The sequence below is a fragment of the Enterobacter sp. 725m/11 genome (assembly GCF_011683705.1).
In the GTDB taxonomy this organism is placed as follows: domain Bacteria; phylum Pseudomonadota; class Gammaproteobacteria; order Enterobacterales; family Enterobacteriaceae; genus Enterobacter; species Enterobacter bugandensis.
The window spans coordinates 90,241-109,816 of record NZ_JAAQOK010000005.1 but is presented as its reverse complement, the minus strand read 5'-3'; the positions used below and the strand labels follow the sequence as shown (position 1 = coordinate 109,816).

Annotated in this window: 20 protein-coding genes; 11 read left to right on the top strand and 9 right to left on the bottom strand. The window is 56.4% G+C overall.

What is annotated here, in order from left to right; all coding sequences use genetic code 11:
• Window positions 1-79: 79 nt before the first annotated feature.
• Complete coding sequence (locus HBA26_RS03725; protein ID WP_041908140.1) at window positions 80-583, bottom strand: hypothetical protein; 504 nt, start codon at window positions 581-583, stop codon at window positions 80-82.
• A 103-nt stretch (window positions 584-686) separates the two neighbouring features.
• On the opposite strand from HBA26_RS03725, the gene HBA26_RS03720 reads away from it, so the two are divergent.
• The 4 genes from HBA26_RS03720 (at window position 687) to HBA26_RS03705 (ending at window position 2,482) form a co-directional block, all read left to right on the top strand.
• On the top strand, window positions 687-1,091 hold the full coding sequence (locus HBA26_RS03720) for a hypothetical protein (RefSeq protein ID WP_126344901.1): 405 nt from the start codon (window positions 687-689) through the stop codon (window positions 1,089-1,091).
• Window position 1,092: 1 nt separating this feature from the next.
• Window positions 1,093-1,530, top strand: a complete 438-nt coding sequence (locus tag HBA26_RS03715) for a cytoplasmic protein (RefSeq protein ID WP_126344900.1) — start codon at window positions 1,093-1,095, stop codon at window positions 1,528-1,530.
• Between the two features lie 120 nt (window positions 1,531-1,650).
• Complete coding sequence (locus tag HBA26_RS03710) at window positions 1,651-2,085, top strand: polymorphic toxin type 44 domain-containing protein (protein WP_224066002.1); 435 nt, start codon at window positions 1,651-1,653, stop codon at window positions 2,083-2,085.
• Window positions 2,063-2,482, top strand: coding sequence for a hypothetical protein (locus tag HBA26_RS03705; RefSeq protein WP_028014415.1), 420 nt, complete (start codon window positions 2,063-2,065; stop codon window positions 2,480-2,482). The genes HBA26_RS03710 and HBA26_RS03705 overlap by 23 nt, the downstream gene beginning before the upstream one ends.
• Window positions 2,483-2,568: 86 nt before the next feature.
• On the opposite strand, the gene exbD is transcribed toward HBA26_RS03705, so the two are convergent.
• Window positions 2,569-2,994 carry a TonB system transport protein ExbD gene (exbD, locus tag HBA26_RS03700; protein ID WP_100170866.1) on the bottom strand — a complete coding sequence of 142 codons (426 nt, stop codon included), beginning with the start codon at window positions 2,992-2,994 and terminating at the stop codon, window positions 2,569-2,571.
• A gap of 4 nt (window positions 2,995-2,998) precedes the next feature.
• Window positions 2,999-3,730, bottom strand: coding sequence for a tol-pal system-associated acyl-CoA thioesterase (gene exbB / locus HBA26_RS03695; protein ID WP_028014417.1), 732 nt, complete (start codon window positions 3,728-3,730; stop codon window positions 2,999-3,001).
• Between the two features lie 251 nt (window positions 3,731-3,981).
• Here exbB and metC point away from each other — a divergent pair, with 251 nt between their 5' ends.
• Together metC and yghB are read left to right on the top strand one after the other, a co-directional pair.
• Window positions 3,982-5,169, top strand: a complete 1,188-nt coding sequence (metC, locus tag HBA26_RS03690; RefSeq protein ID WP_126344899.1) for a cystathionine beta-lyase — start codon at window positions 3,982-3,984, stop codon at window positions 5,167-5,169.
• Between the two features lie 143 nt (window positions 5,170-5,312).
• Entirely contained in the window at window positions 5,313-5,972 is a 660-nt protein-coding gene (gene yghB, locus HBA26_RS03685; protein ID WP_028014419.1) for a DedA family general envelope maintenance protein YghB, read from the top strand.
• Window positions 5,973-6,017: 45 nt separating this feature from the next.
• Here the strand turns inward: yghB and HBA26_RS03680 are convergent, their stop codons facing one another.
• Window positions 6,018-6,917 (bottom strand): AraC family transcriptional regulator, encoded by a 900-nt coding sequence (locus tag HBA26_RS03680; RefSeq protein WP_047367392.1) that lies wholly within the window; start codon window positions 6,915-6,917, stop codon window positions 6,018-6,020.
• Window positions 6,918-7,112: 195 nt separating this feature from the next.
• Between HBA26_RS03680 and yqhD the strand changes: the two genes are divergently transcribed.
• Together yqhD and dkgA are read left to right on the top strand one after the other, a co-directional pair.
• Complete coding sequence (yqhD, locus tag HBA26_RS03675; RefSeq protein ID WP_041908132.1) at window positions 7,113-8,276, top strand: alcohol dehydrogenase; 1,164 nt, start codon at window positions 7,113-7,115, stop codon at window positions 8,274-8,276.
• Between the two features lie 105 nt (window positions 8,277-8,381).
• Window positions 8,382-9,209 carry a 2,5-didehydrogluconate reductase DkgA gene (gene dkgA / locus HBA26_RS03670; protein ID WP_126344898.1) on the top strand — a complete coding sequence of 276 codons (828 nt, stop codon included), beginning with the start codon at window positions 8,382-8,384 and terminating at the stop codon, window positions 9,207-9,209.
• 73 nt (window positions 9,210-9,282) lie between these two features.
• On the opposite strand, the gene HBA26_RS03665 is transcribed toward dkgA, so the two are convergent.
• The 5 genes from HBA26_RS03665 to HBA26_RS03645 all read right to left on the bottom strand — a co-directional run bounded on the left by HBA26_RS03665 (window position 9,283) and on the right by HBA26_RS03645 (window position 16,735).
• A complete protein-coding gene (locus tag HBA26_RS03665) occupies window positions 9,283-11,454 on the bottom strand; it encodes a YgiQ family radical SAM protein (RefSeq protein ID WP_048959528.1) in 2,172 nt (723 codons plus the stop codon).
• A gap of 131 nt (window positions 11,455-11,585) precedes the next feature.
• Window positions 11,586-12,998 (bottom strand): cell division protein FtsP, encoded by a 1,413-nt coding sequence (gene ftsP, locus HBA26_RS03660; protein ID WP_126344897.1) that lies wholly within the window; start codon window positions 12,996-12,998, stop codon window positions 11,586-11,588.
• 58 nt (window positions 12,999-13,056) lie between these two features.
• Window positions 13,057-13,794, bottom strand: a complete 738-nt coding sequence (plsC, locus tag HBA26_RS03655; protein ID WP_028014424.1) for a 1-acylglycerol-3-phosphate O-acyltransferase — start codon at window positions 13,792-13,794, stop codon at window positions 13,057-13,059.
• A 162-nt stretch (window positions 13,795-13,956) separates the two neighbouring features.
• Window positions 13,957-16,215 carry a DNA topoisomerase IV subunit A gene (parC, locus tag HBA26_RS03650; protein ID WP_041908127.1) on the bottom strand — a complete coding sequence of 753 codons (2,259 nt, stop codon included), beginning with the start codon at window positions 16,213-16,215 and terminating at the stop codon, window positions 13,957-13,959.
• Window positions 16,216-16,333: 118 nt separating this feature from the next.
• Window positions 16,334-16,735, bottom strand: a complete 402-nt coding sequence (locus HBA26_RS03645; protein ID WP_126344896.1) for a NirD/YgiW/YdeI family stress tolerance protein — start codon at window positions 16,733-16,735, stop codon at window positions 16,334-16,336.
• A gap of 139 nt (window positions 16,736-16,874) precedes the next feature.
• Here HBA26_RS03645 and qseB point away from each other — a divergent pair, with 139 nt between their 5' ends.
• The 3 genes from qseB (at window position 16,875) to HBA26_RS03630 (ending at window position 19,555) form a co-directional block, all read left to right on the top strand.
• On the top strand, window positions 16,875-17,534 hold the full coding sequence (gene qseB / locus HBA26_RS03640; RefSeq protein WP_126344895.1) for a quorum sensing response regulator transcription factor QseB: 660 nt from the start codon (window positions 16,875-16,877) through the stop codon (window positions 17,532-17,534).
• Complete coding sequence (gene qseC / locus HBA26_RS03635) at window positions 17,531-18,868, top strand: quorum sensing histidine kinase QseC (protein ID WP_166720805.1); 1,338 nt, start codon at window positions 17,531-17,533, stop codon at window positions 18,866-18,868. The genes qseB and qseC overlap by 4 nt, the downstream gene beginning before the upstream one ends.
• Window positions 18,869-18,973: 105 nt before the next feature.
• Window positions 18,974-19,555 (top strand): NAD(P)H-dependent oxidoreductase, encoded by a 582-nt coding sequence (locus HBA26_RS03630; protein ID WP_041908121.1) that lies wholly within the window; start codon window positions 18,974-18,976, stop codon window positions 19,553-19,555.
• Window positions 19,556-19,576 lie beyond the last annotated feature (21 nt).

Below are 19,576 nucleotides of genomic sequence, written 5' to 3'. Positions count from 1 at the left end.
AATCCTGTCTGCAAACGAAACCAGCGCTCAGTATATCTCAACGGCGCTGACTGTTTGCAAGAACTAACCAGTACGCCACTCAGACGTCGTCCGGGTTAACCTCAGGACGCGCATACTCCGGCCAGACCAGCACCACCAGCTCCGGGTAGGCTTCCAGGCTAAACTCGCGAAAACACTGGCGAAGGTTTAATACATCCAGGTCTGAATACGAGACCTTCTCACCGTTAAGACAGCGCTTTTTGATGTTGTCGTAATATTTATAAACCGCTGAATTCAGATCGCTACAGCGACGCTGCGCCTCAAACAGACCGGGCGTGTCATTAATTTCCGACATTTTCATGCGCTTAATTGTCGCGTGTAAGAAGTCGATATATTCATGATTCACCCGCCAGTACCAGACAGGCGTAACGGAGTTCATCAAAACAGAGAAATGATCTTCTCCTTCCTCTTTTGTCATCAGTTCAGGTTGTGGCGGTTCACTGGTGTCTTTCGACACTTTCGTTTTATTGAACTCCTGCATCAATAAAAGCACACCAGCGGTCAGTAATAGTAATGTGATGACCGTAAAAAAGATGCTGTTCATGGGTTGGCTCCATTTTTTTTGATTTTAAAATTGCCTCATGATATTGTCAACGAATCTCACGCCTTTACCAACCCCACCCTGTTGAAATTAAAGGAAATTAAAAATGCTGCCCGACTATCTCGTCCCGGCTAAGTACCACATTATGCCTGTGGAACAGCAACCGACGGAAGAAGAAAAAAAGGCCAGTTTCACTCAGGGGAAAAGAAAGCTCTCTGATTTCGAGCCTGATATATTAATTGGCGTTTCTCACACTGGCAAATCCCGTAATATGCTGCTGGAAGAGCACGATCGCCATATAAAAGACCGCTTATTTCGCGCTATAAAAATTGAAGCCTTCGTCCACCTGCTGAATGACCTGCAGGCAGAAGGCGAAATAGATGCCCAGAAACTAAGTCAAATAATGGCTGAAAAAACGAAGGAAATAAATGAGGCCGGCAATGAAATTTGGCTTAATCTAATTACGCGAGAAAAAAACAACCCTATTTTTTATACCCTGGGGGAAGATTAACGTGAAAGAAGTTAAAGACAATAACGTTTATTTGACTTTAGATGATAAAAAAAGTGATGAATTTATCTTAAAGCAAAATCTCGAAGCATTAAAAAAGAGTAAAAATGAAGAAATGACACGTATTACCCAGGATCTGGTATCGATCCCGGCCACGCTCGTGCGCCTGAAATGGCAGAACCGCCGCGAAATATACCCGTTACAGGTGAAAGAAGAGATCTACGGTGCCGTGATGAATGCCATCATTGAGCAGCGCCCGGAGCTGAAAGAGAAGCTTCTGGGACGTCTGGAGGCAAATTATCAGTATCTGCTGGCGAGAGAGACCGCGACGCTGCGCCTGACCTGTAAACTGTCTGAGGGGGATTATCACACCTCAAACGTCACCCACGTCGCGCTTGATGAAGACGCGCTGGCAACCCGCCCCCCCGAAACTAAAAGCTAAATACTCTTTTCTTCTTCCTGTTCGCAGAAAATCACAACTCCTGCGCGCTTGTTGTAATACGATTGCGCGCAGAAAAAATCACCGACTTAAATGATGTGTATCAATGTTCAAGGATTGATCATGGGTAAATATCCCCAAAAATCAAACTGCAAGGATGCAATTATGGCTGTACTGCCTCTCATGCCGACCAGAGGAACGAGCATTGTTTTAGACAACATGCGCGAAGCCAGCACGCATAGCGTGGGACGTAATATGGCGCTACCGCAAACCTATTACTGGTTTTATCAACAGGTCAGAAATCATGGTCCGTGGGATTACAAACAACAGCGCCGTGACCTGGCTAATTTTGGTAATTTTAATTATGGTGCTACCGGGTTTGCAGCGGGTATACCAGAAAAAATGCTTTATATGGGCGCAGGTTTCGCGCAAAGCAGGGCTGGAACATCAAACCCACAGTGGGGAGCATGGTACGGTGAACTACCTTATGGGGATGACCCGCACGACCAGTTTTGGATTAAACAAGGAATTGATTATGCCAGGCAGCACGGTTATTAAATGGTTGCATCGCGCGCTGACTGTCGCACTACTCGTTTTTGTGGTATTTCAGTATTACGCCAGCCAGCCGCCAGATGATGAACTTTATTCAGAACAACAAATTACATCTGATATGTATTTATACATCACTAAGTACAAGGGCGGAGGAGCGACGGTTTCAGACGTGTACCGCTATTATCTTGACGCTAAGCATCAGGTAAACCCGCTTAACCATCTGAAAAAGAGGACACCGTTTATGGTTGCTGATACCGGCAGCGCCAGAATCACTGGGTACGGTTCGCACGTCAACGCAACCATTACCGGACGTATTTATTCGTTTACTAATTCAGATCTCTTTTACGCCGGTAATGTGGCTATCATGCCCGTTATCAACCTCAACGCGACCGGAACACGTTGAGAGGAAACCATATACGCTATTACTCGTTAGATTGACCGTGCTCCCTCACACACAATGAAAAAAGCTGGCTTTCGCCAGCTTCCTTATCACTTCGCGGCCGCTTTTTCTTCGCCGACCAGACCAATCTTCAGGTACCCCGCCTGATGCAGCGTGTCCATTACCTTCATCATGGTTTCGTAGTCGACGGTTTTGTCCGCCCGGAAGAAGACGGTGGTGTCCTTCTTGCCGCCGGTCAGCTGGTCCAGCGCCGGAATAACGGAGGTATCCGTTACAGGGTCGTTCCCCAGGAACATGGATTTATCCGCTTTCACCGACAAATAAATTGGCTTTTCCGGACGCGGCTGCGGCTGGCTGGAGGAGGCAGGCAGATTCACCTTCACGTCGACCGTCGCCAGGGGTGCTGCCACCATGAAGATAATCAGCAGCACCAGCATGACGTCGATAAACGGCGTCACGTTGATTTCGTGCATTTCGCCGTTATCGTCCAGATTTTCGTTTAGACGCATTGCCATACAATCAACCTACGCGCAGTTTAGACGCCGCATGCACCGGCTTCACGGCGCTGGCATTCAGGTCGAGATCGCGGCTTTGCAGCAGCAGAACCTGAGCGGCAACGTCGCCGAGCGTGGCTTTGTAGTTGCCGATCATACGCGCGAAAATGTTGTAGATAACCACCGCCGGAATTGCCGCGACCAGACCGATTGCCGTCGCCAGCAGCGCTTCCGCGATACCCGGGGCAACTACCGCCAGGTTGGTGGTTTGGGTCTGGGCAATGCCGATAAAGCTGTTCATGATGCCCCAGACCGTACCGAAAAGACCGATGAACGGTGAAATCGCGCCGATGGTCGCCAGATACCCATTGCCGCGTCCCATGTGTCGGCCAACGGCCGCAACGCGACGCTCCAGACGGAAACCGGTACGCTCTTTAATACCTTCGTTATCTTCACTGCCGGCGGAGAGTTCCAGCTCGTTCTGAGCTTCATTCACTAACAGAGTGGTCAGGCTTTTCGGGTGGAAGGATGAGGTCATCTCAGAAGCCTGATCCAGAGAGCGGGCTTCTGCCAGCTGCTGCTGTTCCCGCTTGAGGCGACGCTTCTGCGAAAGCAGCTCGGCGCTTTTGCTGAAGAAGATAGCCCAGGTGACAACGGACGCCAGAATCAGGCCGATCATCACAATCTTAACCACGATGTCAGCATGATGATACATGCCCCAAACGGAGAGATCCGTCTGCATCAAATTATTACCCACTCTGTATCTCCAGGACGCAAATCACAAAATCTGAACGTAATAATATCAAAAAGCCGTCGAATTGATAGTCGTTCTCATTAGTATTTACATGGTGCCGTAATTTTCGCTCAGTTTCCTTGCGCTTACGCAGTAAAAATTTCTTATGCGCTTTTTTGCTAATATTTTCTGCTTATTCGATAAGCATGCGGGTGCAGTTTTTTACAATCATGGTAGTCTGGACGTCCAGACGTATAAAAACAGGGTTAGCGAACATGACGAAGAAGCATCTTGATACCACGCTGGTGCAGGCGGGACGCAGCAAGAAATACACTCAGGGATCGGTCAACAGCGTGATTCAACGCGCCTCCTCGCTGGTGTTTGATACCGTTGAGGAGAAAAAAATCGCCACGCGTAACCGCGCGAAAGGTGGGCTGTTCTACGGTCGCCGCGGCACGCTAACCCATTTTTCGCTGCAGGAAGCGATGTGCGAGCTGGAGGGGGGCGCGGGCTGCGCGTTGTTCCCGTGCGGTGCGGCGGCGGTCGCCAACACCATTCTGGCGTTTGTGGAACAGGGCGACCATATCCTGATGACCAACACCGCCTATGAACCCAGCCAGGATTTCTGCACCAAAATTCTCAGCAAGCTCGGCGTGACCACCAGCTGGTTTGACCCGCTGATTGGTGAAGGCATTGCTGAACTTATCCAGCCAAACACGCGCATTGTGTTCCTGGAATCTCCTGGCTCCATCACCATGGAAGTGCACGACGTTCCGGCTATCGTGAAGGCCGTGCGCAGCAAAGCGCCAGAGGCGATTATCATGATCGACAACACCTGGGCGGCAGGTGTACTGTTTAAGGCGCTGGAATTCGATATTGATATCTCGATTCAGGCGGCAACGAAATACCTGATTGGACACTCTGACGGGATGATTGGCACCGCGGTTTCCAACGCGCGCTGCTGGGACCAGCTGCGGGAAAATGCCTACCTGATGGGCCAGATGGTGGATGCAGACACGGCATACATGACCAGCCGGGGCGTTCGTACGCTCGGCGTGCGTCTGCGTCAGCATCATGAAAGTAGCCTGAAAATCGCTGAATGGCTGGCGCAGCATCCGCAGGTTGAGCGCGTGAACCATCCGGCGCTGCCGGGTAGTAAAGGCCATGAGTTCTGGCAACGTGACTTTACGGGCAGCAGCGGGCTGTTCTCGTTTGTGCTTAAAAAACGGCTGAGTAATGACGAACTGGCAAGCTATCTGGATAATTTTACCCTCTTCAGCATGGCCTACTCCTGGGGCGGTTTTGAATCTCTGATCCTGCCGAATCAGCCGGAGCAGATCGCGGCCCTGCGCCCCGGCGGAGAAGTGGACTTCAGCGGCACCCTCATTAGATTGCATATCGGTTTAGAAAATGTGGACGATTTAATTGCGGATTTATCTGCAGGCTTTGAACGTATCGTGTAGAGTGCGGGCTGAAAATGTACTCCCCGGACGCTTTTGTGAACACTGCATGCAGAAAAGTCTGCATGAGTTGCGCCTGCGATCAATCCCGACAGGTGAAATTGGGAGTACAATAGCGTTATCTCTGCTGTTCCACAGGAAAGTCCATGGCTGTTATTCAAGATATTATCGCGGCGCTCTGGCAACATGATTTTGCCGCCCTGGCGGATCCCCACGTTGTAGGCGTCGTCTATTTCGTGATGTTCGCGACGCTGTTTCTGGAAAATGGATTACTGCCAGCCTCGTTTTTACCCGGTGACAGTTTGCTTTTGCTTGCCGGGGCGTTGATCGGCAAAGGCGTCATGGACTTTACGCCAACGATGGTTATCCTTACCTCCGCCGCGAGCCTGGGCTGCTGGCTGAGCTATCTGCAGGGCCGCTGGCTGGGGAACACGCGCGTGGTGAAGGGCTGGCTGGCGCAGTTACCGCATAAATACCATCAGCGTGCGACCTGCATGTTTGACCGCCACGGCCTGCTGGCGCTGCTCGCCGGGCGTTTCCTGGCGTTTGTGCGCACCCTTCTGCCCACCATGGCGGGTATTTCCGGGCTGTCTAACCGCCGCTTCCAGTTCTTCAACTGGCTGAGCGCCCTGCTGTGGGTTGGCGTGGTCACCACCCTCGGCTACGCGCTGAACATGATCCCCTTTGTGAAGCACCATGAAGATCAGGTGATGACCTTCCTGATGATCCTGCCGATATTCCTGCTAGTTGCTGGGCTGGTGGGTACCATTGCAGTGGTGATTAAGAAAAAGTATTGCAGTGCATAAACAAAAGCCGGGTGGAGCTACTGCTTTCCCGGCCTACGTTTCCCCTCAGGCGCCCTGCATCGTTCTTATACGTGACGCATCCTCTCCCGGCGTGACGCCGAAATAGCGCTTAAACTCCCGACTGAACTGCGACGCACTTTCATAGCCGACGCGCATGGCCGCCGCGCTGGCCTTCATGCCGTCGTGGATCATCAACATCCGTGCCTTATGCAAACGGTAGGTTTTGAGGTACTGCAGCGGCGAGGTGCTGGTCACCGACTTAAAGTTGTGGTGAAAGGCCGAAACGCTCATGTTCGCTTCCGCCGCCAGCTGGTCAACGCTGAGGTTCTCCGTGTACTGGCTTTCAATACGCTTGAGCACGCGGCTGATCAGGCTGAAGTGGGTCTGTCGGCTCACCAGCGCGAGTAACGCCCCGCCGCCCGGCCCCAGCAGCACGTGATAAAGAATTTCGCGGATAATCTGCTTGCCGAGAATACGCGCGTCCAGCGGCCTTTCCATGACGTCCAGCAGGCGCTCAATGGCGCAGAGGATCTCTTCCGACAGCGTCGCCGAGTTAATCCCGCTGGAGGCCATCGACGGCTGGAAAAGCTCGTCTTCGCCAATCTCCATCAGCAGCTCCTGCAGCTGAAGAATATCGACGTTGACGCGAATACCCGCCAGCGGGACCGCCTCCGTCGCGAAGGTTTCACATTCGAAGGGTAAAGGTACCGTCAGGAGCAGATATTCATTGGTGTCGTAGCGGAACACCCGCTCGTTGATATAGCCAATCTTATGACCTGAAAAGAGAAAAACGATGCCCGGCTGGTACATCACCGGCGTGCGCGTCCCGGGCTGCGTGCCGTAGAGCAGGCGAATGTCCGGCAGCAGGTCGCCAACATTATTTTCTTTATCTATCAGCCTTTTAATCTGCGAGGTAAGCTGAAGGCAGATCGCTTCACGGTTCATTTTACGTTACTCCGGGTACGGTTTCCGACCCTCACAGTCTGCGCATTTTTACGAAGTTTCTCCAGCGCTCTGTAGAAATGGGCAAGACATCGGCAGGAATGTGCATTGAGAGCCTGGCCCCGGACGGCCACAATGAGCAGCATCAGGTAGCCATCAGCGCCACCACGGTTTTTCACCCACTAAAGGGAACGAGCAATGAACAACTTTAATCTTCACACCCCAACCCGCATTCTGTTTGGTAAAGACGCTATCGCCGACCTGCGCGCGCAGATCCCTGCTGACGCCCGCGTGCTAATCACTTACGGTGGCGGCAGCGTGAAAAAAACCGGCGTGCTGGATCAAGTTTACAGTGCTCTGGACGGACTGGACGTGCGTGAGTTCGGCGGCATTGAGCCAAACCCGTCTTACGAAACGCTGATGAACGCGGTGAAAATCGCCCGCGAAGAAAACATCACCTTCCTGCTGGCGGTCGGCGGCGGCTCCGTGTTGGACGGCACTAAATTCATCGCGGCAGCAGCGCACTACGCTGATGGAATCGATCCGTGGCACATCCTGGAAACCCGCGGCAGCGACATCAAAAGCGCGATCCCGATGGGATCCGTATTGACCCTGCCAGCGACGGGTTCTGAATCCAACAAGGGCGCGGTGATCTCCCGCAAAACCACCGGCGACAAGCAGGCCTTTATGAACGAACACGTTCAGCCTGTCTTTGCCATTCTGGATCCGGTTTACACCTATACCCTGCCCGCGCGTCAGGTGGCGAACGGCGTGGTCGACGCCTTTGTACACACCGTCGAGCAGTACGTGACCTACCCTGTTAATGCCAAAATTCAGGATCGCTTCGCGGAAGGCATTCTGCTGACGCTGATTGAAGACGGCCCGAAAGCGCTGAAAGAGCCGGAAAACTACGACGTGCGTGCCAACGTCATGTGGGCCGCGACGCAGGCGCTGAACGGCCTGATCGGCGCTGGCGTGCCGCAGGACTGGGCAACCCATATGCTGGGCCACGAGCTGACGGCGATGCACGGCCTGGACCACGCCCAGACGCTGGCCGTTGTGCTGCCTGCGCTGTGGAACGAAAAACGGGATACCAAGCGTGCCAAGCTACTGCAGTACGCCGAGCGCGTGTGGAACATCACCGAGGGTTCTGACGATGCGCGTATTGATGCCGCCATTGCAGCGACCCGTAACTTCTTTGAAAGCCTGGGCGTGCCAACGCGTCTGTCCGGCTACGGCCTGGACGGCAGCTCCATTCCTGCCCTGCTGGCAAAACTTGAAGAGCACGGCATGACCCAGCTGGGCGAGCACGGTGACATTACACTGGACGTCAGCCGTCGAATCTACGAAGCGGCACGCTAAGCGTTTTTGGCATCCTGACTTTCGTTTTTTGACATTTCGTCCAGACTTAATGCACACCCCATCGCCGGAGTCCCCCTCCGGCGATGCGCACCTGAAGGAGGAAAAATGGCAAACCAAACCGTAATCAAGCTGCAGGACGGCAACGTGATGCCCCAGCTGGGGCTAGGTGTATGGAAAGCCGGTAACGACGAGGTCGTCTCCGCCATTCATAAAGCACTCGAAGTCGGCTATCGGTCGATTGATACCGCCGCCGCGTACAAAAACGAGGACGGCGTGGGGACCGCGCTGGCCAGCGCCGGCGTCCCCCGCGATGAGCTGTTCATCACCACTAAACTGTGGAACGACGATCAAAAGCGCCCCCGCGAAGCATTGCAGGAGAGCCTGGAGAAACTCCAGCTTGATTTCGTCGAGCTGTACCTGATGCACTGGCCGGTTCCGGCCATCGACCATTACGTTGACGCCTGGAAAGGGATGATTGAACTGCAGAAAGAGGGGCTGGTGAAAAGCATCGGCGTCTGTAACTTCCAGGTGCATCACCTGCAGCGCCTGATTGACGAAACGGGCGTCGCTCCGGTGATTAACCAGATCGAGCTGCACCCGCTGCTGCAGCAGCGCCAGCTTCACGCCTGGAACGCCACCCACAAGATCCAGACCGAGTCCTGGAGCCCGCTGGCGCAGGGCGGTGAAGGCGTGTTCGATCAGAAAATCATCCGCGACCTGGCGGATAAATACGGCAAAACCCCGGCGCAGATCGTCATTCGCTGGCATCTGGACAACGGCCTGGTGGTGATCCCGAAATCGGTCACGCCGTCGCGCATTGCCGAGAACTTCGACGTCTGGGATTTCCGACTGGACAAAGACGAGCTGGGTGAAATTGCGAAGCTGGATAAAGGTAAGCGGCTTGGGCCGGACCCGGATCAGTTTGGCGGGTAATCGCGTTAAAACGCCGGGTGGCGGCTTCGCCTTACCCGACCTACAAAAAACCCCGGCAAGCCGGGGTTTTCTTTTACGCTTTACGCTTCACAGGTTTCTTCACACTGGAATTACCGTTCGAACGCTGATGCACAATCGGCGTATGTTTGGTCAGCGCCGGGCGCGTATTGCGGTTCTGGCGACGCGCTTCGCGCATCTCATCCAGCGTAGGAGCCGGAACCAGGCAGTCGCGGCGCGAGCCAATGAGGTGTTTTTTACCCATCTCTTCCAGCGCCTGGCGGATCAGCGGCCAGTTTTTCGGATCGTGGTAACGCAGCAGCGCCTTATGCAGACGACGCTGTTTATCCCCTTTCGGCACCACCACCTCTTCACTCTTGTAGCCAATCTTACTCAGCGGGTTTTTGCCGGTGTAATACATGGTCGTCGAGTTGGCGAGCGGTGAAGGATAGAAGTTCTGCACCTGATCCAGACGGAAGCGACGCTGCTTCAGCCACAGCGCCAGGTTCACCATGTCTTCATCGCGCGTGCCAGGGTGCGCGGAGATGAAGTACGGGATCAGATACTGCTCTTTGCCCGCCTGCTTCGAGTAGGTGTCGAACAGCTGCTTAAAGCGATCGTAGCTGCCCATGCCCGGCTTCATCATCTTCGACAGTGGGCCTTCTTCGGTGTGCTCCGGCGCAATCTTCAGATAACCGCCGACGTGGTGCGTCGCCAGCTCTTTGATATAGCGAGGATCTTCCACGGCGATGTCGTAACGCACCCCGGAGGCGATGAGGATCTTTTTGATGCCCTTCAGGTCGCGTGCGCGGCGGTAGAGGTTGATCGTCGGCTCGTGGTTAGTATCCATGTGCTCGCAAATGCTCGGGTAGACGCAGGAGAGACGACGGCAGGTCTGCTCCGCGCGCGGCGACTTGCAGCGCAGCATATACATGTTCGCGGTTGGGCCGCCGAGATCGGAGATCACGCCGGTAAAGCCCGGCACCGTGTCGCGAATGGCTTCGATCTCATTGATGATCGAATCCTCAGAGCGGCTCTGGATAATACGGCCTTCGTGTTCGGTAATGGAGCAGAAGGAGCAGCCGCCGAAGCAGCCGCGCATGATGTTGATCGAGAAGCGGATCATCTCATACGCCGGGATACGGGCGTTGCCGTACGCCGGGTGTGGCACGCGCTTGTACGGCAGCGCAAAGACGCTATCCATCTCTTCGGTGGAGAGCGGGATCGCCGGCGGGTTGATCCAGATGAAGCGCTCGCCGTGCTTCTGCATTAGCGCGCGGGCGCAACCCGGGTTGGTTTCATGGTGCAGAATACGGGACGCGTGCGCGTAGAGCACCTTGTCGGCTTTCACCTTCTCGTAGGACGGAAGCAGCACGTAGGTCTTTTCCCACGGCTTCGGGCGCGGCGGCTGCACAACGATAGCCTTCGCTTCCGCTTTCTTCGGCTCAACCGGCTTGTTATCGGCACACGGCAGATCTTCACCGTACGGGTGCGGGATCGGGTCGATTTTGCCCGGCATATCAATAATGCGGGAATCCACCCCGCTCCAGCCCGGCAGCGCCTCTTTCACCATGATCGCAGTATTGCGCACGTCGCGGATGCTGCTTACCGGCTCGCCCTGCGACAGACGGTGCGCCACTTCCACCAGCGGACGCTCGCCGTTACCGTAAATCAGCATGTCGGCCTTGGAGTCCACCAGCACCGAGCGGCGCACGGTATCTGACCAGTAGTCGTAGTGCGCGGTGCGGCGCAGGCTCGCCTCGATGCCGCCGAGGATCACCGGCACGTCTTTCCAGGCTTCTTTGCAGCGCTGGGTATAAACCAGGGTCGCGCGGTCCGGACGTTTGCCCGCCACGTTATCCGGCGTGTAGGCGTCGTCATGGCGCAGCTTACGGTCGGCGGTATAACGGTTGATCATCGAGTCCATATTGCCGGCGGTCACGCCGAAGAACAGGTTTGGTTTCCCCAGACGCATGAAGTCGTCTTTGCTGTTCCAGTCGGGCTGGGAGATGATCCCCACGCGGAAGCCCTGCGCTTCGAGCATACGGCCACAGATGGCCATGCCGAAGCTAGGGTGGTCAACGTAGGCATCGCCCGTGACCAGAATGATATCGCAGCTATCCCAGCCCAGTTGGTCCATCTCTTCCCGGGACATCGGCAGGAACGGCGCCGGTCCAAAGCAGGCCGCCCAGTACTGGGGCCAGGAGAAGAGGTCACGATCCGGCTGGATCAGGGAAATTGCGCTCATAGTGCTTCCGAAGAAAAAATAGACAAAAGGGCGGGGATTATACGCTGGAACATTGTGGGAAATGAAGGGGTATTATGCGGGCTGTTGCCCTCACCCCAACCCTCTCCCACAGGGAGAGGGAGAAAAGCACGTTACGGCGCCGGATTCACCAGCATCTGCCCCACGGAACCCCTGTCCATCATCTCCAGCGTCTGGCTGTGGAACAGGAACGGGAAGTGCGGCCACGAAGGCTGGCCGTAGTAGACGAGCAGTTCTACCTGGCCGTCCACCCACACGGTATCTTTCCAGCCGCGATCTTCCGAGAACGGCATCGCGCCGTTGACGTTGCGGATCAGGAATGACACACCTTCAATGTGGAAAGACTGTGGCATATCCGAACGCACCGTCCAGCGCTCCCACGTTCCCTGCTGAGCGGTGATATCAATGCGATTTACATCCCACAGCGCGCCGTTGATGCCCGGATCGTCGCCCAGGCTGATATCACGGCTGCGCACCGGCGAGCCGCTCATGATCTCCTGCGGCAGCAGGCGCATCGGCAGGCTATCGGTGACCAGCGGCAGCAGGCCGGTCGGGCGCAGAGTAAGCACCAGCGTGGAGACCAGAATGCTCGACGGCTCAAAGAACCCGCGAATACGGTCAACGATGCTCGCGGCTTCACCACAGGTGACGGAGACTTCGTCCCCGTTGGTCATATCCACCAGAATTTCACGGCGTTCACCCGGCGCCAGCGCCAGCTGTTTAACGGAGACCGGCGCGGGTAAAAAGCCCTGGTCGCCGGAGATCACGTGCAGTGGGCGGCCATCGCTCATCTGCAGCTGATAGCGACGCGAGTTAGAGGCGTTGAGCAGGCGCAGGCGCACCCAGCCGCGGGACACTTCCACGTACGGGCTCTGCGCGCCGTTAACCAGCAAGGTATCGCCGACAAAGCCACCGCTGCCCGGCTCGCTGTACTCGGGCGTGCCGAAGTTATCCAGACGTTTGTCCTGAATTATGACCGGGAAATCGTCCACGCCGTAGTGGTTCGGGATCGGCAGAGATTTACTGACCTCATCTTCCACCAGCCACATGCCGGCCAGACCGTTATAGACCTGCTGCGCCGTACGGTTAGGGGTATTGGCGTGATACCACAGGGTTGCCGCGCTCTGGCGAATCGGCAGGACGGGCGCCCAGTCGGCGTTGGGGGACATCATTCGCGCCGCGCCGCCAATCAAAGGGCCAGGAACCTGTAAGCCGCTGATGGTCATGGCGACATTTTCAGCCGTACGGTTGCTGTAAATGAGCTTAACGTCATCGCCGTTCCACACGCGGATGGTCGGCCCGAGGTAGCGCCCGTTAATGCCCCACACCGGCGCGCGCGTGCCCTGGGTAAAGGACCAGTGGCTGCGCTGAAGCGTGAGGAAAAGCGGCTGCCCGCGACGGGATTCAATCAACGGCGGAATGGGCAGCGGCTGCTGCTGCCCGGCGGCGCTGGCTGTCAGCGGCATCGCACCCGCACAAAGGGCAATCCCCGAAGCCTGAATAAACTGACGCCGACTGAGTGACATATAAGCTCCATCTGAAACGACTAACAACGCGGGAATTCTTTTTCCCTTTAACGCCGAATTAAACCTTACCGGCGGCTTCTCTTTCTGCGACTTCTTTATCCAGCAGCGCAATATGCTGAGCCATGAGCTCGCGGCAGTGTGCTGCCAGTTCGCGCACCTGGTCTTTACCGTATTTGCTGGTATCGACGGGTGGCAGCATTTCGACAATCACCAGACCATTATTCAGGCGGTTAAGATTAATCTTATTAGAAGTATTGGAAACGCACACGGGAATAATTGGAACACCTGCCGCAATTGCGGCATGAAACGCGCCGGTTTTAAACGGCAGCAGGCCGCGGCCGCGGCTACGCGTCCCTTCCGGGAACATCCAGATAGAGATCCGGCGCTTTTTAAAATGATTCACCACTTCTGCAATGGTGCCGTGCGCTTTTGCACGGTTGTTACGGTCGATCAGCAGGTTACCGGTCAGCCAGTACAGCTGGCCAAAAAACGGGATCCACAGCAGGCTTTTTTTCCCCACCGTCACGGTCGGAGGCAGAACAATATTGGAGGCCGTCACCATATCGTAGTTGTTCTGATGGTTGGCGATATAGATGGCGTTACCGAAGTTCTCCGCTCCTTCAGGCAGGCGTTTTTCAACCTTCAGACCAAACAGCGGCGCAAGGCGACCGAACATATGGCCAAAGGTGGCAACATGCTTCGGATTACGCGGGCTGAACAGGCAGTAAATAGAGCCGAAAATACAGACCAGAATGCAGTAAATAACGGTAAGAATGAGACGAACAATGTATAGCATAGCGACCTCTGAAGCCCTGACAGCTGACAATTATACTTCACCTGTGGCCAGGTAAGGACTTTATTACGAGCGCGTATTGTTAATCGCAACGCACGAATTAACAACGATTTTACGGGAAATTTTATTGAAATACCCCCTCCGGACAGAGGGGGTGTCATGACATTACTCTTCGCTGTCGCCCGCGCTGCTGCGCGCAGGCGAATCAATCTCCACGCGGTCGATACGCTGCAGGCCGCGCATCAGCGAACCGCGGCGACCGCGCTCGCCCACCACTTTCTGCAGCTCTTCCGGGCGAAGCTTGATTTTACGCTTGCCAACGTGGATAGTCAGCGTGCTCTGCGGCGGCAGCAGGAAGAGGTGCGCCAGGCCATCTTCACCTTTCGCGGCTTCCGCCGACGGGATGTTGATGATCTTGTTGCCCTTACCTTTAGACAGCTCCGGCAGGTCGCTGACCGGGAACATCAGCATGCGTCCGGCAGAGGTGATCGCCAGCAGCATGTCGCTCTCGTTCTCAATCACCAGCGGCGTCATCACGCGGGCATTGTCCGGCAGGCTGATCAGCGCTTTACCGGCACGGTTACGCGACACGAGGTCGTTAAAGGTACAGATAAAGCCGTAGCCCGCATCGGACGCCATCAGCAGCTTCTGGTCATCGGCCTCCATCAGCATGTGGTCAACCGTTGCGCCCGGCGGCAGCGTCAGCTTACCGGTGAGCGGTTCGCCCTGGCCGCGCGCGGAAGGCAACGTGATCGGGTCGATAGCGTAGCTGCGGCCCGTGGAGTCGATAAACGCCACCGGCTGGTTGCTCTTGCCTTTCACCGCCGCTTTAAAGCTGTCGCCCGCTTTGTAGCTCAGACCCGGCGCGTCGATATCGTGGCCTTTGGCGCTGCGCACCCAGCCGCTCTGCGACAGTACAATGGTCACCGGCTCGGACGGCTGCATGTCGTGCTCGTTCATCGCCTTCGCTTCTTCGCGCTCGTGCAGCGGAGAACGACGGTCGTCGCCGAAGGCATCGGCATCCGCCTGCAGCTCTTTCTTCAGCAGGGTGTTCATCTTGCGCTCGGAGGCGAGGATCGCCTGCAGCTGATCGCGCTCTTTTTCCAGCTCGCTTTGCTCGCCGCGGATCTTCATCTCTTCCAGCTTAGCGAGATGGCGCAGCTTCAGTTCGAGGATCGCTTCGGCCTGGGTTTCGCTGATGCCGAAGCGCGACATCAGCGCGGGCTTCGGCTCGTCCTCGGTACGGATGATCTCAATCACTTCGTCGATATTGAGGAACGCCACCAGCAAACCTTCGAGGATATGCAGGCGCTTAAGCACTTTCTCCAGACGATGGTTCAGACGACGGCGCACCGTATCGCGGCGGAACGTCAGCCACTCGCTGAGGATCTCCAGCAGGTTTTTCACCGCCGGACGACCGTCCAGACCAATCATGTTCAGGTTGATGCGGTAGCTTTTTTCCAGATCGGTAGTGGCGAACAGGTGGTTCATCACCTGCTCCATGTCCACGCGGTTAGAGCGCGGCACGATCACCAGACGGGTCGGGTTCTCGTGGTCCGATTCGTCGCGCAGATCGTCCACCATCGGCAGCTTTTTATTGCGCATCTGGGCGGCGATCTGCTCCAGCACTTTGGCACCAGAAACCTGGTGCGGCAGCGCGGTGATCACCACGGCGCCGTCCTCTTTATTCCACACCGCGCGCATGCGCACGGAGCCGCGACCGTTCTGGTAGATTTTGCGGATTTCTGCACGCGAGGTGATGATCTCGGCTTCGGTCGGGTAATCCGGCCCCTGCACGATATCCAGCAGCTCGTCCAGCGAGGTTTTTGGCTGCTCGATCAGGGTGATGGCGGCTTTCGCCACTTCACGCAGGTTGTGCGGCGGAATGTCCGTCGCCATGCCGACCGCAATACCGGTGGTGCCGTTCAGCAGGATGTTCGGCAGACGCGCAGGCAGCATCTTCGGCTCCTGCAGCGTACCGTCGAAGTTTGGCACCCAGTCAACGGTTCCCTGACCCAGCTCGCCCAGCAGCACTTCGGCGTATTTGGACAGGCGGGATTCGGTATAACGCATCGCTGCGAAGGATTTCGGATCGTCCGGCGCACCCCAGTTCCCCTGCCCGTCCACCAGCGGATATCGGTAAGAGAACGGCTGGGCCATCAGCACCATCGCTTCATAGCAGGCGCTGTCGCCGTGCGGATGGTATTTACCCAGTACGTCACCCACAGTACGGGCGGATTTCTTGAACTTGGCGGTGGCGTTCAACCCCAGTTCGGACATCGCATAGACGATGCGGCGCTGAACGGGCTTCAGGCCATCCCCGATAAACGGCAACGCCCTGTCCATGATGACGTACATGGAGTAGTTCAGGTAGGCGTTTTCCGTGAATTCATGTAGCGCGAGGCGCTCTGCCATATCGCTCATTACGTGTGATTCCTCAACTCAGAAACCGAAGGGTTTCAGGCAATATTGCCGCAGATACTACCTCATCTGACGAATTGAGTCACAAAGAAAAAGGGCCGCATAAGCGGCCCTTTTCGGGTTATTTGTTCAGCTTGATAACCTGCTTCACGTCGATTTCAAACTCGTTCCAGTCTTTGTCGACTTTACCCTGCAGCTCTACTTTATCCTGCGGGGTGACGGACACGCCGTTCCAGCGCTTGTGGTCAATCTCAACCACCACCGTGCCGGACTCGTCGCGGAAGGTGTAGCGGTCATCGGACAGGCGCTCGGTAATGTTCCCGCGCAGCTTCACCCAGGCATCGTCCTTCAGATCTTTCACTTTAGCCGCGGTGGTGAGGTTGGCGTTGTTATCGACAAAACCGCCCTGCTGGGTTTGCGTCTGGGTCTGTGTCGCAGATGGGCCAGTAAAGCCGCCCTGTGCAGCAAAGACCGGCGCGGTGGTCATCATCATGATGGCAGCAATTGCAGCGAATTTTTTCATCTTCATCTCTCCCTTTAATGTCGTTTCGCAGTCCATTAAACAGGGTAAACCTTAACAACTTCTTAAGGGGAAAATTTATTTATTTTTACTGTACAGCAGGCGCTTGCAGAGGGTTTACTGACGGCATCAAGGAGGGAACATGCGCATTTTACTGGTAGAAGACGACAGGTTAATTGGCGATGGCATCAAAGCAGGCTTAAGCAAACTGGGCTTTAGCGTGGACTGGTTTACCGACGGGAAAACCGGGCAGGCCGCGCTCGCCTCTGCGCCCTATGATGCCGTGGTGCTTGACCTGACCCTACCGGGAATTGACGGTCTGGTGATCCTGCGCGCCTGGCGCGAAAGCGGCCGCAGCGAACCGGTACTGATCCTGACCGCGCGGGATGCGCTGAACCAGCGCGTTGAAGGGCTGCGCCTCGGTGCGGACGATTATCTCTGTAAGCCGTTCGCGCTGATAGAAGTGGCCGCCCGTCTGGAAGCGCTGGTGCGCCGCAGCCACGGTCAGACCCGCAGCGAGCTGCGCCACGGCAAGGTGACGCTCGATCCGGCAAGCCTCGTCGCCACGCTGGAGGGCGAAACGCTGACGCTTAAACCCAAAGAGTTTGCCCTGCTGGAGCTGCTGATGCGCAACGCGGGCCGGGTGCTGCCGCGCAAGCTGATCGAGGAAAAGCTTTATACCTGGGACGATGACGTCTCCAGCAACGCCGTCGAAGTCCATGTCCATCATTTACGCCGCAAGCTCGGGAGCGAGTTTATCCGCACCGTGCACGGCATCGGCTACACCCTGGGTGACGCATGAAGCTGAGCCTGAAGCTGCGCCTGACGCTCCTCTTTTTAGCGCTGTCTCTGACGGCCTGGTTTGCCGCCAGCCTGGTGGCGTGGCAGCAGACCACCCACAAGCTCGATAAGCTGTTCGACACCCAGCAGATGCTGTTTGCCAAACGGCTGCTGACGATGGATCTGGACGAGATCCGCGCGCCGGAGCGCATGCGCGAGGTGCCGAAAAAGGCCAAACACGGGCATCTGGACGATGACGCGCTGGCCTTCGCTATTTACGCTTCAGACGGCACGATGATCCTTAACGACGGCGAAAACGGGCGCGATATCCCGTATCACTATCGTCGTGACGGCTTTGATGACGGACGGCTTCAGGATGACAACGATGAATGGCGCTTTTTATGGCTGACGTCGCCAGACGGAAAATACCGTGTCGTTGTCGGCCAGGAGTGGGAGTACCGGCAGGATATGGCGCTGGACGTGGTCAGCTCGCAGCTGACGCCGTGGCTGGTGGCGCTGCCGGTGATGCTACTGTTGCTGATCGTCCTGCTGAGCCGGGAGCTGAAGCCCCTGAAAAAGCTGGCCCAGACCCTGCGTTCGCGCTCGCCGGACGCCACCGACGCCCTGCCCACTCAGGGCGTGCCGGCGGAAGTGCGCCCCCTGCTCGACTCGCTGAACCATCTTTTTACCCGTACCCAGGAGATGATGACCCGCGAGCGCCGCTTTACCTCCGACGCCGCCCACGAGCTGCGCAGCCCGCTGGCGGCGCTGAAGGTGCAAACCGACGTGGCACAGCTTTCTCAGGACGATCCGCAGGCGCAGGAAAAAGCGCTGGCGCAGCTGCACGCGGGTATCGACCGCGCCTCCCGGCTGGTGGATCAGCTCCTCACCCTGTCGCGCCTGGACTCGCTGGAGAGCCTGGACGGCGTAGAACAGATACCGATGGCCGACCTGCTGCAGTCTGCGGTAATGGATATTTATCCTTCGGCACAGCAGGCGGGTATTGATATTCGCCTGCACATCAACGCGCCGGAGGTGACCCGCACGGGTCAGCAGCTGCTTCTGAGCCTGCTGGCGCGTAACCTGCTGGATAACGCCACCCGCTACAGCCCGCGCGGCAGCGTGGTAGACGTGACGCTGAACACCCGTAGCGTTACCGTGCGCGACAATGGCCCGGGCATTTCGCCCGATGCGCTGGCGCGTCTCGGCGAGCGCTTTTATCGTCCACCGGGTCAGGACGCCACGGGCAGCGGGCTGGGGCTATCCATTGTGAAACGCATTGCCGCGCTGCACGGCATGCGCGTCTCACTGGGCAATGCGCCACAAGGCGGCTTTGAAGTGAAGGTTAACTGGTAAGGGATTATTGCATTTAGCGCAAAAGACTTTGCACATTTTGCTTATTTTTCCGCTCCGTCCTCGCGCGTAGAATACCCGGCATACTCTCATCACCGAGGACAAATAATGAGCAATATTCTGATTATCAACGGCGCGAAAGAGTTCGCGCACTCTAAAGGCCAGCTGAATGACACCCTGACCGAGGTCGCGGACGGTTTCCTGCGCGACGCCGGGCATGATGTTAAGGTCGTGCGCGCGGACAGCAACTATGACGTGAAGGCCGAAGTGCAGAACTTCCTGTGGGCCGATGTGGTTGTCTGGCAGATGCCGGGCTGGTGGATGGGCGCGCCGTGGACCGTGAAAAAATACATGGACGACGTCTTCACCGAAGGTCACGGTTCGCTGTATGCCAGCGACGGACGCACCCGCTCAGATGCCTCTAAAAAATACGGCTCCGGCGGCCTGATTCAGGGCAAAAAATATATGCTCTCCCTGACCTGGAACGCCCCTCTGGAAGCTTTCACCGAAAAAGATCAGTTCTTCGAAGGCGTGGGCGTAGACGGCGCGTATCTGCCGTTCCACAAGGCGAACCAGTTCCTGGGGATGGATCCGCTGCCGACCTTTATCGTCAACGACGTGATTAAAATGCCTGACGTCCCGAGCTATATCGCAGAATATCGCAAGCATCTCGCGAAAATTTTTGCTTAACTGGTAGCCTGGAATTAAAGG

Bases quoted from the DNA above. Each gene is read 5' to 3' on its own strand.
- HBA26_RS03725 (WP_041908140.1), bottom strand. From the start codon at position 583: ATGAACAGCATCTTTTTTACGGTCATCACATTACTATTACTGACCGCT.
- HBA26_RS03720 (WP_126344901.1), top strand. From the start codon at position 687: ATGCTGCCCGACTATCTCGTCCCGGCTAAGTACCACATTATGCCTGTG.
- HBA26_RS03710 (WP_224066002.1), top strand. From the start codon at position 1,651: ATGGGTAAATATCCCCAAAAATCAAACTGCAAGGATGCAATTATGGCT.
- HBA26_RS03705 (WP_028014415.1), top strand. From the start codon at position 2,063: ATGCCAGGCAGCACGGTTATTAAATGGTTGCATCGCGCGCTGACTGTC.
- exbD (WP_100170866.1), bottom strand. From the start codon at position 2,994: ATGGCAATGCGTCTAAACGAAAATCTGGACGATAACGGCGAAATGCAC.
- metC (WP_126344899.1), top strand. From the start codon at position 3,982: ATGACGAAGAAGCATCTTGATACCACGCTGGTGCAGGCGGGACGCAGC.
- yghB (WP_028014419.1), top strand. From the start codon at position 5,313: ATGGCTGTTATTCAAGATATTATCGCGGCGCTCTGGCAACATGATTTT.
- HBA26_RS03680 (WP_047367392.1), bottom strand. From the start codon at position 6,917: ATGAACCGTGAAGCGATCTGCCTTCAGCTTACCTCGCAGATTAAAAGG.
- yqhD (WP_041908132.1), top strand. From the start codon at position 7,113: ATGAACAACTTTAATCTTCACACCCCAACCCGCATTCTGTTTGGTAAA.
- dkgA (WP_126344898.1), top strand. From the start codon at position 8,382: ATGGCAAACCAAACCGTAATCAAGCTGCAGGACGGCAACGTGATGCCC.
- HBA26_RS03665 (WP_048959528.1), bottom strand. From the start codon at position 11,454: ATGAGCGCAATTTCCCTGATCCAGCCGGATCGTGACCTCTTCTCCTGG.
- ftsP (WP_126344897.1), bottom strand. From the start codon at position 12,998: ATGTCACTCAGTCGGCGTCAGTTTATTCAGGCTTCGGGGATTGCCCTT.
- plsC (WP_028014424.1), bottom strand. From the start codon at position 13,794: ATGCTATACATTGTTCGTCTCATTCTTACCGTTATTTACTGCATTCTG.
- parC (WP_041908127.1), bottom strand. From the start codon at position 16,215: ATGAGCGATATGGCAGAGCGCCTCGCGCTACATGAATTCACGGAAAAC.
- HBA26_RS03645 (WP_126344896.1), bottom strand. From the start codon at position 16,735: ATGAAAAAATTCGCTGCAATTGCTGCCATCATGATGATGACCACCGCG.
- qseB (WP_126344895.1), top strand. From the start codon at position 16,875: ATGCGCATTTTACTGGTAGAAGACGACAGGTTAATTGGCGATGGCATC.
- qseC (WP_166720805.1), top strand. From the start codon at position 17,531: ATGAAGCTGAGCCTGAAGCTGCGCCTGACGCTCCTCTTTTTAGCGCTG.
- HBA26_RS03630 (WP_041908121.1), top strand. From the start codon at position 18,974: ATGAGCAATATTCTGATTATCAACGGCGCGAAAGAGTTCGCGCACTCT.